General features: G+C 57.7%; 13 protein-coding genes. 8 read left to right on the plus strand and 5 right to left on the minus strand.

Going from position 1 to position 15,096, the window contains the following annotated elements; translation table 11 throughout:
* Positions 1-171: 171 nt before the first annotated feature.
* Together miaB and NNL35_RS14095 are read left to right on the plus strand one after the other, a co-directional pair.
* Complete coding sequence (gene miaB / locus NNL35_RS14090; RefSeq protein ID WP_006679278.1) at positions 172-1,725, plus strand: tRNA (N6-isopentenyl adenosine(37)-C2)-methylthiotransferase MiaB; 1,554 nt, start codon at positions 172-174, stop codon at positions 1,723-1,725.
* A gap of 161 nt (positions 1,726-1,886) precedes the next feature.
* On the plus strand, positions 1,887-2,303 hold the full coding sequence (locus tag NNL35_RS14095; RefSeq protein WP_050979485.1) for a YlbF/YmcA family competence regulator: 417 nt from the start codon (positions 1,887-1,889) through the stop codon (positions 2,301-2,303).
* A gap of 101 nt (positions 2,304-2,404) precedes the next feature.
* On the opposite strand, the gene NNL35_RS14100 is transcribed toward NNL35_RS14095, so the two are convergent.
* Positions 2,405-3,403: an electron transfer flavoprotein subunit alpha/FixB family protein gene (locus NNL35_RS14100; RefSeq protein WP_254553488.1), complete on the minus strand. Its 999-nt coding sequence runs from the start codon at positions 3,401-3,403 to the stop codon at positions 2,405-2,407.
* Entirely contained in the window at positions 3,355-3,819 is a 465-nt protein-coding gene (locus tag NNL35_RS14105; RefSeq protein ID WP_254553489.1) for a hypothetical protein, read from the minus strand. Before NNL35_RS14105 ends, NNL35_RS14100 begins: the two co-directional genes overlap by 49 nt.
* A gap of 592 nt (positions 3,820-4,411) precedes the next feature.
* Between NNL35_RS14105 and NNL35_RS14110 the strand changes: the two genes are divergently transcribed.
* The 6 genes from NNL35_RS14110 to NNL35_RS14135 all read left to right on the plus strand — a co-directional run bounded on the left by NNL35_RS14110 (position 4,412) and on the right by NNL35_RS14135 (position 12,038).
* The gene (locus tag NNL35_RS14110) at positions 4,412-6,205 is read left to right on the plus strand and encodes an acyl-CoA dehydrogenase family protein (protein ID WP_006679281.1); all 1,794 of its coding nucleotides are present in this window, start codon (positions 4,412-4,414) and stop codon (positions 6,203-6,205) included.
* A gap of 50 nt (positions 6,206-6,255) precedes the next feature.
* Positions 6,256-7,980, plus strand: coding sequence for a long-chain-fatty-acid--CoA ligase (locus NNL35_RS14115; protein WP_006679282.1), 1,725 nt, complete (start codon positions 6,256-6,258; stop codon positions 7,978-7,980).
* A 184-nt stretch (positions 7,981-8,164) separates the two neighbouring features.
* Positions 8,165-8,584 (plus strand): PaaI family thioesterase, encoded by a 420-nt coding sequence (locus tag NNL35_RS14120; RefSeq protein WP_006679283.1) that lies wholly within the window; start codon positions 8,165-8,167, stop codon positions 8,582-8,584.
* Positions 8,585-8,672: 88 nt separating this feature from the next.
* Positions 8,673-9,215, plus strand: coding sequence for a cysteine hydrolase family protein (locus tag NNL35_RS14125; RefSeq protein WP_006679284.1), 543 nt, complete (start codon positions 8,673-8,675; stop codon positions 9,213-9,215).
* A 57-nt stretch (positions 9,216-9,272) separates the two neighbouring features.
* Positions 9,273-10,772, plus strand: a complete 1,500-nt coding sequence (locus tag NNL35_RS14130) for a nicotinate phosphoribosyltransferase (protein WP_006679285.1) — start codon at positions 9,273-9,275, stop codon at positions 10,770-10,772.
* Between the two features lie 411 nt (positions 10,773-11,183).
* Positions 11,184-12,038 (plus strand): SMP-30/gluconolactonase/LRE family protein, encoded by an 855-nt coding sequence (locus NNL35_RS14135; protein WP_006679286.1) that lies wholly within the window; start codon positions 11,184-11,186, stop codon positions 12,036-12,038.
* A gap of 693 nt (positions 12,039-12,731) precedes the next feature.
* Here the strand turns inward: NNL35_RS14135 and NNL35_RS14140 are convergent.
* The 3 genes from NNL35_RS14140 to NNL35_RS14150 form a co-directional block, all read right to left on the minus strand.
* Positions 12,732-13,412, minus strand: a complete 681-nt coding sequence (locus NNL35_RS14140; RefSeq protein WP_006676323.1) for a GNAT family N-acetyltransferase — start codon at positions 13,410-13,412, stop codon at positions 12,732-12,734.
* Between the two features lie 74 nt (positions 13,413-13,486).
* On the minus strand, positions 13,487-14,149 hold the full coding sequence (locus tag NNL35_RS14145; RefSeq protein WP_254553490.1) for a GNAT family N-acetyltransferase: 663 nt from the start codon (positions 14,147-14,149) through the stop codon (positions 13,487-13,489).
* A gap of 14 nt (positions 14,150-14,163) precedes the next feature.
* Positions 14,164-15,018: a carbon-nitrogen hydrolase family protein gene (locus tag NNL35_RS14150; RefSeq protein ID WP_254553491.1), complete on the minus strand. Its 855-nt coding sequence runs from the start codon at positions 15,016-15,018 to the stop codon at positions 14,164-14,166.
* Positions 15,019-15,096 lie beyond the last annotated feature (78 nt).

Consider the following 15,096-nt stretch of genomic DNA (forward strand, 5'->3'; position numbering starts at 1 on the left):
TGCGTTGTGCGTAAGGGCGTTCCTCTGTGTGTAGACGCCGGCAGAAGTTTTTCTTAGCTTGGCTCCGCACGCGGAATAATGCTATAATTTGTTGTAATGCTTTTTTTGGAATAGGCATCAATCATTCACCTTAAACCTATGACATTACGATATGAAGGAGTGACCGACATCATGAGCAAAGAGTCGAAGGATTACTCCAAATATTTTGATTTCTCGAACGCAAAAGTGATTTCGGAGGATGAACACGGTAAGCGCATTCGTATCAATGGTCGCGAAATCAACATTATTTCGGAGCCTAATCATCGAGCAGAGAAGCAGCGGGGGAAGCAGGACATCGTTGTCCATTACGAAGAGGCGGTTCCCGCAGAGCTGCAGCAGTTGGGTACAGGCAAGCATTATCTGATCTATACGTTCGGATGCCAGATGAACGAGCATGACTCCGAGACGATGAGCGGGCTGCTCGAACAGATGGGGTACCGGAAGACGGAAGATCGCCAGATGGCGGACATCATTCTTTTAAATACATGTGCGATCCGGGAAAATGCCGAGGATAAGGTATTCGGCGAGCTCGGCCATCTGAAGACGCTTAAGCTCGAGCGGCCGGGTCTGCTGCTTGGGGTCTGCGGCTGCATGTCTCAGGAAGAAACTGTCGTCAACCGGATTATGCAGAAGCATCCGTTCGTCGATCTCGTGTTCGGCACGCATAATATTCACCGCCTGCCTTATCTGGTCCGTGATGCCCTATTTAACAAGGAGATGGTCATCGAAGTATGGTCGAAAGAAGGCGACATCATCGAGAACCTGCCGAAGAAGCGGGAGGGAATGCGCGCTTGGGTGAACATCATGTATGGCTGCGACAAGTTCTGCACCTACTGTATCGTGCCATATACGCGGGGCAAGGAGCGGAGCCGCCTTCCGGAGGATGTCATCGCGGAAGTGCGCGAGCTGGCGCGGCAAGGCTTCAAGGAGATAACTCTGCTCGGGCAAAATGTGAACGCCTACGGCAAAGACTTCACGGACCGGACATATACGTTCGGCGATCTGATGGATGATATCCATAAAATCGATATCCCTCGCATCCGCTTCACGACCTCTCATCCGCGCGATTTCGATGATCGGCTCGTGGAAGTGCTGGCGAAGCGCGGCAACCTGGTGGAGCATATCCATCTGCCGGTGCAGTCGGGCAGCAGCGAGGTGTTGAAAAAGATGAGCCGGAAGTATGATCGCTCCCGCTTCCTCGAGCTGGCTGGCAAGATTAAGCAGGCGATTCCGGATGTCGTGCTGACGACGGATATTATTGTCGGGTTCCCGGGCGAGACTGATGAGCAGTTCGAGGAGACGATGACCTTGGTGAAGGAGGTCGGGTTCGATTCCGCCTTCACCTTCATCTACTCGCCGCGCGAGGGCACTCCTGCGGCTCAGATGGAAGATAATGTTCCATTCGAGGTGAAGAAAGCGCGGCTCCACCGTTTGAACGAGCTGATGACGGATCTGAGCCGCAAGAGCAACGAGAAGCTGATCGGCACGACCGTCGAGGTGCTGGTGGAAGGCGTGAGCAAAAACAACGCCAACATTTTGTCCGGCCGCACGCGCACGAACAAGCTGGTACATTTTCCAGGTTCGGAAGAATTGATCGGACGCTTCGTTCACGTGCGCATCGATGACGCCCTGTCCTACTATATTAAGGGCGAAATGGTGCCGGAGCCGGTGCAAATCAGTTCCTAGCCGGCGTAAGGTTTCGGCATGATCCGGCGCGGAGGCCCGACGCGGGATGACGCGGAAGCCCTGCAGCTTATTTTGCAACAATACGATAATCCAGATGGGAGAGGTTCGCATTGACGCAACATTCACATGATTCTTCGTCCAAAGTTTCGCCTTGCAGCAGCATGCCTTCCTTCAATACGCGTGATTTGCTTGTGCGCGACGATATTATGGCGAAGGCGAAGCAGCTCGCCGAGATGATTTGCACGACAGAGGAAGTCAGTCAATACCAGAAGGCGGAGAAGCTCGTCCAGAAGCATGAGCGAGTGCAGGAGCTTATCTCGGCCATGAAGAAGAAGCAGAAGGAAATTGTTGCCTTCGAGTCGTTCCAGAATCAGGCGATGGTGGAGAAGATCGAGAAGGAAATCGACGAGCTGCAGCAGGAGCTCGACAATATCCCGCTCGTCGTGGAATTCCAGCAGAGCCAGACCGATGTGAACTATTTGCTGCAGCTCGTCATGTCCGTCATTCGGGATACGGTCGCCGAGAAGATTGATGTCGAGGCGGCGACCCCGGAAGATCCGGACTCGTGCAGCGACTAAGCAGAGAACGAAGCGATACGATAGATACAGCTGAAGCGGGCTTCCATCCCTGATTTTACAAGGGAAGGAAGCCTGTTCGTTTATGATCGGGGGAGGGGTTGTCAGGAGAGCAGCTTGCGGAATTCCGCGGTAAGCAGCGGGACGATCTCGAACAGATCGCCGACGATGCCGTAATCCGCCACCTCAAAAATCGGGGCTTCGGGATCGGTATTGATCGCGACGATGACGCGCGATTGATTCATGCCGGCCAAGTGCTGAATCGACCCGCTGATGCCGCATGCAAAATAGACCTCTGGCGTGACCACTTTGCCGGTCTGTCCGATCTGCAGCGCATAATCGCAATATCCGGCGTCGCAGGCGCCGCGGGTGGCGCCGACCGCTCCGTTCAGGACGAGAGCGAGCTGCTGCAGCGGCTTGAAGCCGTCCGGGCTCTTGACGCCGCGGCCGCCGGAGACGATGATTTTCGCCTCCGTCAGATCGATGGAGCCGCTCATTTTTGTCACGACATCCCGCACGATAGACCGCAGCGTAGGCGGAGGTTCGGGAAGGAAGCGGCGTTCCGGCACTGTTATGGCCCCCGGAAGAAGCGCTCCCGCCTGCCCGCCGAGCGGGAAGTTGTTCGGCCGAATAGTGAGAACCCAGCACTTCGATGCTTGGGTGAACCGTTTCGTCTCGAATGCCTTGCCGGCATAAATCGGCCTCTGGAAGGCGAAACCGCCCTCATACACTTCGATAGAAATAACGTCGGAGATTTGACCGGACTGCAAATGGGAGGCCAGCATCGGGGCCAGATCCCGCCCCATCGGAGTATGGCCGAGCAGGACGATATCCGGCTTCTCCTGATCGACGAAGGTGCGGGCGGCGGCAAAATACGTCTCCGCCTCATAATATTGATATCGATCGTTGTCCGCCACAACGATCATGTGGATGCCGGGAAGAGACAACGCGTCTACAGCCTCCCCGATGGCATGCCCTATTACCAGCACGATGACGCGATCCTCATCTTTCGCCATTTGCGCGACAGCACCGAGCGCTTCCCATGTCACCTGTCTCACTTGATGGCCACGCATTTCCGCGATAACGGCAAATCTGCGTCCCATGCGGACTCACTCCTTTCATTCGTTCCATTCCATGGCAGCCCGAAGCGGGCTGTACGATGAGCTATATGCACTTGGTTTCTTCCCTTAGCAGACGGATTAACTGCCGCGCCTGCTCCGAGGTTCTCCCGCAATGCGCTTGCCCGCCTTCCGGGGAGGCGGAGTCTGCAGAGCCAGCCGTTCCGTTCGCGGCTCCGCGAAGGGTGCCCCAATTCACTGGCCTCGACGACCTGCAGCGTCTTCCGCTTCACCTTCATCATGCCCGGAAGGGAAGGGGAGCGGGGCTCATTCAAGCCTTGCTGCGCCGTAAATGAGGCCGGGAGCTCCACTTCGACCCGCTCCGTATTCCCCCTCCGCGTCGCGATGGACGCGAACCGTGTTGCCGGCCAGCCGCTCCAGACTCGCAATCGCGGACACATGCGGCATCTGGAGCAAAAGGATTGAGTATCCATTTGACTCCTTCTTCCGACAGCACTCCGTCTTGAATGAACGACGTTCTCTTCCATATCGAATGTTTGCTTGACTAGGATAAAATGTTCATGGACTCACCTCAGTGTGAGAGCGTTGCTATCCATCATATGGCTCGGACGTGAAAGTTATTTGCAGTTTTTCGGCAGGAGAAGGAAGGCGATCATTCTTATTTACCCGCGGTCAACATAGGCGCGGCATTGCATTTTTTGGGCCCGAAAGTCATATCCATCAAGCAGGAGGTACACGAAGCGAAAGTCGGGTTTCAGCGTTCATTTTCAGGGGCGGCAATCGGCACGGAATATGGGAAAATGATAATTCATATTAAATTGATTGTCTTCCTGCTGTTGTCCGCTCCGGAATGGCGCTCTTCGAACAAGTGAGCCGGGCTCGCGTCGCCTATGTTTGCCTGGGGCAGGCCGGGAGGTGATAGCGGTACCGGCTTCCCACCTGTGGAGCGCGTGACGGGAATAGTTCGCAGTTCCCGAGCCTTCGTTGTAGAACGGCCTAATCCATTCGAGCAAGGGAGGAAAAGGGATTTTCATGGCAGAGACAGGGAGGCATACACCGGCAGGCGGCGGATTCGTCATCGCCGACTCGAGTCCGGAGCAAATCGTAACACCGGAAGATTTCACGGAGGAGCAGCGCATGTTCGCCGATACGACGCGGGCCTTCGTCGAGGGCGAGGTGCTCCCGCACGACGAGGAAATAGAGAAGCTGGATTATAAGCTGACCGTCCAGCTGATGCGGAAGGCCGGCGAGCTTGGCCTGCTCGCTGCGGAGATCCCCGAGGAATACGGAGGGCTCGGGCTTGACAAGGTGAGCGCGGCGCTCATCAATGAGACACTCACCCAGGCTTCGTCCTTCGCCTTGTCGGTCGGAGCCCATGTCGGCATCGGGACGCTGCCGATTGTATTTTTCGGGACGGACGCGCAGAAGAAAAAATATTTGCCGGAGCTGGCGACAGGCGAGAAAATCGCGGCGTATTGCCTCACCGAGCCGACCTCAGGCTCAGATGCGCTAGGCGCACGCTCGACCGCCAAGCTGTCGGATGACGGAGCCTGCTATCTGTTGAACGGCTCCAAAATATATATTACCAATGCGGGCTTTGCCGACATCTTTATCGTCTACGCGAAGGTGGACGGGACGCAATTCACGGCGTTCATCGTCGAGCGGGGCTGGGAAGGGTTCTCCGTCGGGCCGGAGGAGAAGAAGATGGGCATCAAGGGCTCCTCGACCTGCCCGCTGTACTTCGATAATGTCCGCGTGCCGGTGGACAATGTGCTTGGCGAGATCGGCAAGGGCCATCTAATCGCCTTCAATATTTTGAATATCGGCCGCTTCAAGCTCGGAGCGGGCTGTCTGGGCGGGGCGAAGGAGACGCTCGGCCTCGCGGCCGCCTACGCCAACACGCGCACGCAATTCGGCCAGCCGATCAGCCGCTTCCCGCTAATCGCGAACAAGCTGGCCAATATGAACATGCTCGCCTATGTACTGGAGAGCATGGTGTACCGGACGTCCGGCTATATCGACGCCATGCTGAAGGATCTCGATCCGCGCGACAGCGAGGCTGGCCGGATATCCGCCAAAGCGATGGAGGAATTGGCGATCGAATGCTCGATCAACAAAGTGTTCGCGAGCGAGGTGCTGGATGCGATCGCCGATGAAGGCGTGCAGATTCACGGCGGCTACGGCTATGTGCAGGAATATAAAATCGAGCGCATTTACAGGGATTCGCGAATCAACCGCATTTTCGAAGGAACGAACGAGATCAACCGGCTCCTCATACCGGGCACGCTGCTGAAAAAGGCGATGAAAGGGCAACTGCCTCTCATGGAAAGACTGGAGGCGCTCCAGCAGGAGGTGCTTGTCTACAGTTCTGCCGCCGCTGCCGATGAGGAAGGTCCGCTCGGGGAGGAGCGGGGCATCCTGTCGCGCATGAAGACGATGTTCCTGCTCGTCGGCGGAACGGCCGTTCAGAAATATAGCGCCCGGATTGAGGAACAGCAGGAGGTGCTGTCCAATCTCGCCGACATGATGATCGCCCTCTACGCGGCGGAGAGCGCTCTGCTGCGCACGGCCAAAATTATCGATCGTCTCGGCGAGGAGAAGGCGGCCAATCCGATTGAGATGACCCGCGTCTATGTCCGCGAGGCGCTGCGGGAGATGGAGCAGAAGGCGAAGGAGACGCTGCTTGAGGCGGCCGAAGGCGATGCGCTGCGCACGCAGCTGTCGGTGCTCAAAAAATTTGTCCGCGCCTCCCACCTCTCCACGCTGCGGCTGAAGCGGAATATCGCCGCGCGGGTCATCGAGAACGAGCGATACACCGTCATCTAGTCCGGGCGTCGCCAAATAGATGAATTCCGCAAAAAGAAGGGGAGGGTGTCATGCATGTGATAGAGAACGGCGAACGCCCCTGGCTTCGCCATTATCCTGAAGAAGTGGCACCGACTGCTGATTATCCGAAGCACAATGTCGCGCAATTCATGATTCAAGCGGCCGTTCAGTATCCGAACCGGACAGCCGTCCATTTTATGGGGGCGAACCTGACGTATCAGCAGCTGCTGGATGCAGCCTACCGCTTCGCGAACGGCCTGCACGCCCTCGGCATCAAATCCGGGGATCGGGTGGCGCTGATGCTGCCGAACTGCCCGCAAATGGTTATCGCCTATTACGGGTCCCTGCTGGCCGGCGCCGTGGTCGTCATGACCAATCCGCTCTATATGGAGGGAGAACTGGTCCACCAGCTTAATGATGCCGGGGCGAAGGTCATCGTCACTCTGGATATGCTGCTGCCGCGTGCCATGAAGATCAAGCGGAGCACGCCGCTGACGTACATCATTTGCGGCTCACTGCGCGAATATTTGCCGTTTCCGCTGCGGCTCTTGTACCCGCTGAAGGCGAAGAAGGATGGACATTCGCTTCATATCCCGAATGAGCCGGGCCTGTTCCGCTTCAAGTCATGGCTGAATGGCAACACGCCCCAGCCGATGCTCTGTCCCGTCGACGCGGAAAATGACATCGCGATGCTGCAATATACGGGCGGCACGACAGGCACCGCCAAAGGCGTCATGCTGACGCATTACAATCTCGTCGCCAATACGATTCAGACCGCAAATTGGTGCTATAAGGCGCGCAAGGGAGAGGAGAGCTTCCTGGCGGCGCTGCCTTGCTTCCATGTGTTCGGATTGACCGTGCTGCTCAATCAGGCGATGCATCTGGCAGGGGAGCTCGTCCTGCTGCCCCGGTTCGATACGCTGCAGGTGCTGACCACGATCCAGAAGAAGAAGATAACGGTTTTCCCTGGCGCGCCCACGATGTATATTGCCATCAACCATCACAAGGAAGTACAGCGTTTCGAGCTGTCCTCCGTCAAAGTGTGCGTTAGCGGATCGGCGGCTCTGCCGCTGGAGGTGCAGGAGCGGTTCGAGGCGTTGACGGGCGGCCGCCTGATCGAAGGCTATGGGCTGACGGAAGCTTCGCCGGTGACGCATGCGAACCCGATCTGGGGGCTGCGCAAGACCGGGACGATCGGGATCCCGTTCCCGGATACGGACGCGAAGGTGGTCCACCCCGAGACGTTCGATCCGCTTCCGCCCGGCGAGATCGGAGAGCTGGCGGTGAAGGGGCCGCAGGTGATGAAGGGCTACTGGAACCGGCCGGAGGATACGGCAGCCGTCCTGAAGGATGGATGGCTTTTGACCGGGGACATGGCCAAGATGGATGAAGACGGTTACTTCATGATCGTCGATCGGAAAAAAGACATGATTAACGCCAGCGGCTTCAAAGTATATCCGCGCGACGTCGAGGAAGTGCTGTTCGAGCATCCCGCCGTGAAGGAGGCTGTCGTCATCGGGGTGCCTGATCCGTACCGCGGGGAGACGGTGAAGGCGTTCATCGTCCGGGCGGAAGGGGCCGGGACGACGGCAGAGGAGCTGGAAGCGTGGTGCCGGGAACGGCTTGCCGCCTTCAAAGTCCCGCGGATGTACGAGTTCCGCGAAGAGCTGCCGAAGACGATGGTCGGCAAAGTGCTGCGCCGCCGGCTGGCGGAAGACGAGAGACAGCGGCAGGCCGGGGGGACGGAACCGCCCGGATCCGGCCAGCGCGAGTAGCGCGGCGTTCGGCAGGCGGGCCGGTTCACGGGGGAGCCGGCCGCCGGCCCGTTCGGCGACACGGCCGGGCGGCGCGTGCCGCATGATGGGGCCGCTTGCTGCATGACGAGGCCGCTTGCCGCATGTGCAGGACACGGCTGGCGCAGGACGGCTGGACGATTCTTGAGCGAGAGGAGCAAGGCCGATGGTCGGAACGGGCGAAGACGCGATGCGGCGCTGGGAGAAGCTGAAGGAACTGGCCGAGGCGACATTCTGGGGCTATCTGGGCTGCGAGCTGGTCAGTGTCGGCGAAAGGGAGACGATCGTGCGGCTGCAGGCGCGGGAGCGCCATTTGAATATGATGGGAATCGTCAATGGCGGGGTGCTGGCCTCTCTTTTGGACAATACGATGGGCATTGCCGCCGCGGCGATCCGGCCTGATGATCAGGTCGTCACGAGCAATTTGAACGTTCATTTCGTTCATCCGCTGCGGGCAGGACTTCTGGAAGTCCGGGCTCACGTCGTCCATTCCACGAACCGGATGATGACGGTATATGGGAGCGTAACCGGCGAAGACGGCCGATTAGGGACGATTGGAACGGGTTCCTTCCGGGTCAAAGGGTAATTGGCGAGTTGAACATTTGACATCAATTTGTCATAATGACGTTAAGCTTATCATTACCCTTACTGGGCTGGAGAGGAGACGATTCGCGATGAAAGCGTTAGTCGTCATTGATTACACGCATGATTTTGTCATCGGCCGGCTTCCGTGCGGACAGCCGGCTATTGATATTGAACGCCGGATTGCGGAGCTGACCGATCAATTCGCCGCCCGCGGCGAATTCGTGGTCATGGCCGTGGACGTTCACGACGAGCAGGACCCGTATCATCCGGAGACCGCGCTGTTCCCGCCGCATAATATTCGCGGGACGGAAGGCCGCGAGCTGTACGGCGCTCTGCGGGAGGTGCATGAACGCCATGCCTCCGCGGTGTACTGGATGGACAAAACCCGGTACAGCTCCTTTTGCGGCACCGATCTCGACATGCGGCTGCGGGCGCGCGGGGTGAAGGAAGTCCACCTGGTTGGGGTTTGCACGGATATTTGCGTGCTGCATACGGCGATTGAGGCGTATAATCTTGGTTATCGCATCGTCGTGCATGAGGATGCGGTCGCTTCATTCAATGCCGACGCGCATCGCTGGGCGCTGGAGCATGTCCGCAATACGCTGGGCGCTCAAGTCGTCAGCGGATATTGATGGATTAGCGGCTTCGGCCGAGGAAAGGCAAAGGACGTCAGAAAGAAGGATGAATAAATGAATGCATCAATGGCATTGCATACCGACAAATATCAGATCAACATGATGTATGCGCATTGGAAGCATGGCACGCACAATCAGAAAACGGTGTTCGAAGCGTTTTTCCGCAAGCTGCCCTTCCATAACGGGTACGCCGTGTTTGCCGGCCTGGAGCGGATTATCGAGTATATGGAGCAGCTCCGCTTCACGGAGGAGGATATCGCGTATTTGCGCGAGCAGGAGGAAGAGTACGAGGAAGCATTTCTGCAGGAGCTGAGCAACTTCCGCTTCACCGGTAATATCGATGCGGTTCGGGAAGGAACGCTCGTGTTTGCGAATGAACCGCTTATTCGGGTAGAAGGACGCGTCTTCGAGACGCAGCTGATCGAGACGGCACTACTTAATTTCATGAATTTCCAGACCTTAATCGCCACGAAAGCGTCCCGGATCAAGTATGTGGCGGGCAATGACGTTTTGATGGAATTCGGGACGAGACGGGCGCAGGAAGCGGATGCCGCCCTCTGGGGAGCGCGTGCCGCCTATTTAGCGGGCTTCCATGCGACCTCCAACATGCTGGCAGGCCGCCGTTTCGGGATTCCGACGAAGGGAACGCACGCGCATGCCTGGGTGCAGAGCTTCGAGAACGAGCAGGAGGCGTTCCAGGTATTCGCCGAGGCGCTCCCGAATCAGGTGACGCTCCTGGTAGATACCTATGATACGCTGCACAGCGGCATTCCGAACGCGATCGAGATCGGCAAGGAATTGGCGAAGCGGGGCAAGAAGCTGCAGGCGATCCGCCTCGACAGCGGCGATTTGGCCTACCTGTCCATCGAAGCCCGCCGAATGCTGGATGAGGCCGGCTTGAACGAGGTTCAGATCGTCGCTTCCAACGATTTGGACGAGTACACGATCTCGGATCTGAAGCTGCAGGGAGCGCGTGTAGATATGTGGGGCGTCGGCACGCAGCTGATTACCGCCGCGGATCAGCCGTCTCTTGGCGGGGTGTACAAGCTGGTATCCCGCGAGGTCGACGGGGTGATGCAGCCAACGATCAAAATCTCGGCCAATCCGGAAAAAGTGACGACGCCGGGCAAGAAGGATGTCTACCGCATTATCCATAAGAAAAAGAAAAAAGCGATCGCCGATTACATCTGCCTTACGGAAGAGGATGATGTCGAGCGCCGCGCCAAAATCAAGCTGTTCGATCCGATTCATCCATATCTCCATAAATATGTCGAGCATTACGACGCCGAGAAGCTGCTTCATCCGATCTATCGGGACGGGAAGCTCGTGTATGAGCGGCCGCCGCTGGACGCGATTCGTCAATATCATTGCGAGCAGCTGCAGCTGTTCTGGCCGGAATACTTGCGCAAGACGAATCCGGAGCGCTACCATGTCGACATCAGCACGAAGGCATGGCAGCTGAAGCATGATATGATCGAGTCTTACGTTCAGGAGCAGGAGCAGCGTACGCGCATTTTGCGGGAGAACGGGGACGACGGCGCCAACGGCCATTAACGGCTTGCAGGAGCTTGAATCGGCAATGACAAGCCGCTGGGAGTCTGCCGCCGGACTGCATGAACGGACGGTTGCCGTACGCCGCGCAATAGCCGATTGCGGAATTCGGTTCGATTGGCCGATAAGGTGATGAAATTCACATGCAAAGGCGGGAAGCGAGTTACGGGATGTCGTGAATAGCAGCAGAACCGATCGCGTGGCAACCCTATATTTTTCGATAGCGCAACAATGTATCCTACTGGATTAGCGTAACAACTCTGCGATAATCCCGAGGGGAAAAGGTTTGGATTATCGATAGTGCAGCATCAGGCAACGACATTGGAACAAATCAGCGGACGGGATGTTCGATAGAGACAGACGAGATAGCGCAGACAGCCGAACTTCTCTCGTCCGGAACGGGGAGAGAGGACGATGAGTGTGAAGGATCTGGGGCGAGGACGCCGCAGCGAGCAGTTCACCCCGCCGCACGGATTTACCGCCGGCGTCGAGGGCCCTGCCTGCGACAAGGAAGGCAATCTGTATGCCGTGAATTACGAAAGGGAGGGAACGATCGGCAAGGTTACGCCGGAAGGCGTCAGCAGCGTTTTTCTGGAGCTCCCGGAAGGAAGCATTGCGAACGGGATCCGGTTCAACCGGGCCGGCGACATGTTCATGGCCGATTATACGCGGCACCGCATTTACCGCTATTCCTGGCAAGAGCGGCGGCTGGACGTGCTGGCGGAGGAGCCGGCGATGAATCAGCCGAATGATATCGCGATCTCATCGCGCGATGTTCTGTTCGCCAGCGATCCGAACTGGGGCGACGACACTGGGCAGCTGTGGCGGATCGATCCCGACGGGAAGACGACGCGTCTGGAAGCGGGAATGGGAACGACGAACGGAATCGAGGTCAGCCCCGACGACCGTCTGCTGTATGTGAACGAGTCGGTGCAGCGCCGGATCTGGGTCTATGATCTGTCGGAGGACGGGAACGTATCCAATAAGCGCTTATTCCATGAGTTCCCGGATTACGGTCTTGACGGCATGCGCTGCGATGTCGAGGGCTATCTGTACGTAACCCGGTTCGGAAAAGGAACCGTAGCCATCTTCTCACCGGCAGGGGACTTGGTCGAAGAGGTTCAACTGCTGGGCAAGGAGTGCACGAACCTGACGTTCGGAGGAGAGGACGGGCGTACCGTATATGTCACGATGAAGGACAGGGGCAATATCGAACGCTTCGCTGCCGATCGTCCGGGCCGCTGCCGGAGATTGTTCGGGCTTGTCTAGCAGCCGTTGGGCGGCGCCGTGCTGTTGGACCGGACCGTTCCCGGGGAACCAAGCGGAGAATAAGAAGCCAAACCAATACACGGAAAAGAGGCGCCACGGGTCGTGGCGCCTCAGACTGTCGACAACGTCCTGTCGACAGTCTTTTTTCATAGAAAGAGGGGCCGGGGAAGGCAGAACAGGTTAGGTTAGGGCAAGCTGGTCCGCGCATGAAGCAAGCTGGTCCCCGCATGAAATTGCTGCACAGGCGCAGCATTTTTAAACTCAAGAGGCTAAATTGCGAGAAAATCCTGCAAAATTACATCATTTCCCCATTTTGAACGCTATTTATGCCTTGTCGCAGGGTAATTGCTGTATTTTTGCAGCAATCCTATTTTCGCAACCTCGTGTCAATGAAATTGCTGCATTCTTGCAGTATTGGTGGAGCAGATGTCTAGATGACGAATGACACCGTATAAACGGCAGGAGCCGGAAATGGATTATTTCTCGGGAAAGCGCAAAATGCTGCATCCTTCTCCAACTGGCGACCGGTGTCGACGAGCCGCGGCGGGCGAAGCGGTGAACCGGATCAGATGATGTCGGTTCATGTTCCCGTCATGGGGGAGCGGCAGAAGCGCTCTCGCAATGTCCCACAATGGGATTAACGGAACGCGGGCACGGCTGCACGGCTTCCGTTAACCTCAGCCTGCGGCCGCCTTAGAGCGGACGCAGGGCAATCTGCTCCGTCCGCTTCAGCCCTTCCATCATATCCAGCCATGCCTGCGGCTTATTCGGCAGTACGGCGTAATACCACTGCAGGAACTCGGCCACGAGCGAGGCCGGAACGGAACTCATCCCGTCTTGCATCGGCATGAAGCAGAGGTCGAGCCCGCTGACGGCTTCCCCGTCGTTCGACCAGGACGGATGAACGTAAGGGAAGTCGAGGCGCTCGTATCCGAGATGGGACAGCACCTCGCGCCGGACGACGGGGTCCATCGGGCGGATGCCGCCGAAGGAGAAATCGCCGACCCGGTAGGGGTCGTAGATTTCGGCGAACATGCCGATGAGCGGCTTGCCTGCCGCTTCCGCCACGCTCAGCAAATCACGCTCGCGCTGCTTGTACAGGAAGCGGCCAATGCCGAGCCCCGGCTCGCCGATGATGGTGAAATCAGTCATCGCCACCTGCAGCGCTTCGACATAACGGTATTCGGTCGCGCCGACGACGCGGCCGTCAAGCACGGCCACAAAGACGCGGATATCGGGATCCTCTAGCGGCTCCCGCCACAGATCGAATTCCAGCACCTCTTCCTTCGGAAAAATTCGGCCCATCAAAGCATGCATTTGGGCGAACAACGGATCCTCGATCGATTGGATACGAACATAGCGAAGCTGTGTCATGCGGATTCAGCACCTTTCCTCATTGTCTCTCTTTATGTCAATTCATCACGAATGCGTGTTCACAAAGACCGCCATTAGAGGAACGGATTGCGCCATTCCATTAGCAGTCCGTAATTGGCCGACTGCTCATCCTCCAAATAATCGGGCACGACCGCGACGGGCGTGCGGCCGCAGCGGAGCAAAAAGCTGACGACCGGATCGTGCCGCCGGCCTTCCATGACCTCCTGCACATATTGCTCGGCGGTCATCTCATCCGCGACGGCGCCGTAGCCGGGCATGCGGGCTCCGCCCAGAAGCCGGTCCAGCCCGAGGTGGACGACCGTGGCGTACATCGCCTGCATCATCCATTGCCCGATTCCATACTTCCGGTATTCGGGGCGGACGCATAGATCGACGACATATAAGGTTCGCCCCGCCGGATCGTGGTGGCGGATATACCCGTTGTCCGTCGCCGCTTCCCAGGACAGATGCTCGGCTTCGGCAGCAGGCGGAAGCATGAGGGCGGTCATCGATCCGACGGCCTGCCCGTCCATCTCGGCGCAGAGCGCCCCCGCCGGAAAGCGGGACACATGCTCTCCGATCTGCTCGCGGTTCCACCATAGTTCCTCGGGGAAGGGCGGCGGGAACGAGGCGCGCTGAATGTCAATGAGCGCTTCGGTATCGGACAAACTGTAATTGCGGATGGTCAGCCGCTTCGGCTTGCCTTCATGCAGCACATACATCGATTGGCTGAGCATCGCCGCTGCCCCCTTCACCAATCCGGGTACAGATCCGTGCGGCGATCGCGCCATGTCGTCACAGAGCCGCGTTCTCTCACTTGCTGCAGCAAGGACAGATCCAAATCCGCAGTCACGATCATATCGTTATTGATTTCTCCTTCGACGAGAATGCCGCGCGGCGGGAACGGAATGTCGTTCGGGGCGATAACGGCCGCCTGGCCGAAATTGGCCCTCATGAAATCAACGGTCGGCAAGGAGCCGACGGTTCCGGTCGCGACGACGTATACCTGGTTCTCGATCGCCCGGGCATGGCAGCAGTAGCGGACCCGGTAGAAGCCCTGCCGGTCATCGGTGCACGACGGGCAGAAGATGACATCGGCCCCTTGGGCGCGCACCATGCGGACAATCTCGGGAAATTCAATATCATAGCAGGTAAGAATGGCGATGGTGCCCTTCTCTGTATGGAATACGCGAACTCCGTCACCGGCGGCCATATTCCATTCCGTGACTTCGGTTGGCGTAATATGAAGCTTCGCCTGTTCCTCGACGGTGCCGTCGGGGCGGAACAGATGAGCCATATTGTACAGCTTGCCTTCCCGCTCGATGACATGGGTCCCCCCGATCAGATACATGCCGTATTGCTTGGCCAAGCGGCTGAACAGCTCAAGATAGGCTTCGGTATAGCCGGGAAGCTCGTCGATCGTGAGCGCCTCCCGCTCATCGGTTCCAATCGACATGAGCTGGGTCGTGATGAACTCGGGAAAGAGCAGGAATTCCACCTCGAACTCCGCTGCTGTCCGGATATAGTGTTCTACCTGTCTCGCGAACGCATCGAAGGTTGAGATCGTATGCAGATGGTACTGGACGGCAGATACGCGCATTTTCATAGGAACACCTCCAACAAGGGAAAAATAAAGATCTCTCTCATTATGACCAGAACGGCCGCGGAGAGCAACTATTTCTTG

The sequence above is a fragment of the Paenibacillus dendritiformis genome, assembly GCF_945605565.1.
GTDB classification, from domain to species: domain Bacteria; phylum Bacillota; class Bacilli; order Paenibacillales; family Paenibacillaceae; genus Paenibacillus_B; species Paenibacillus_B dendritiformis_A.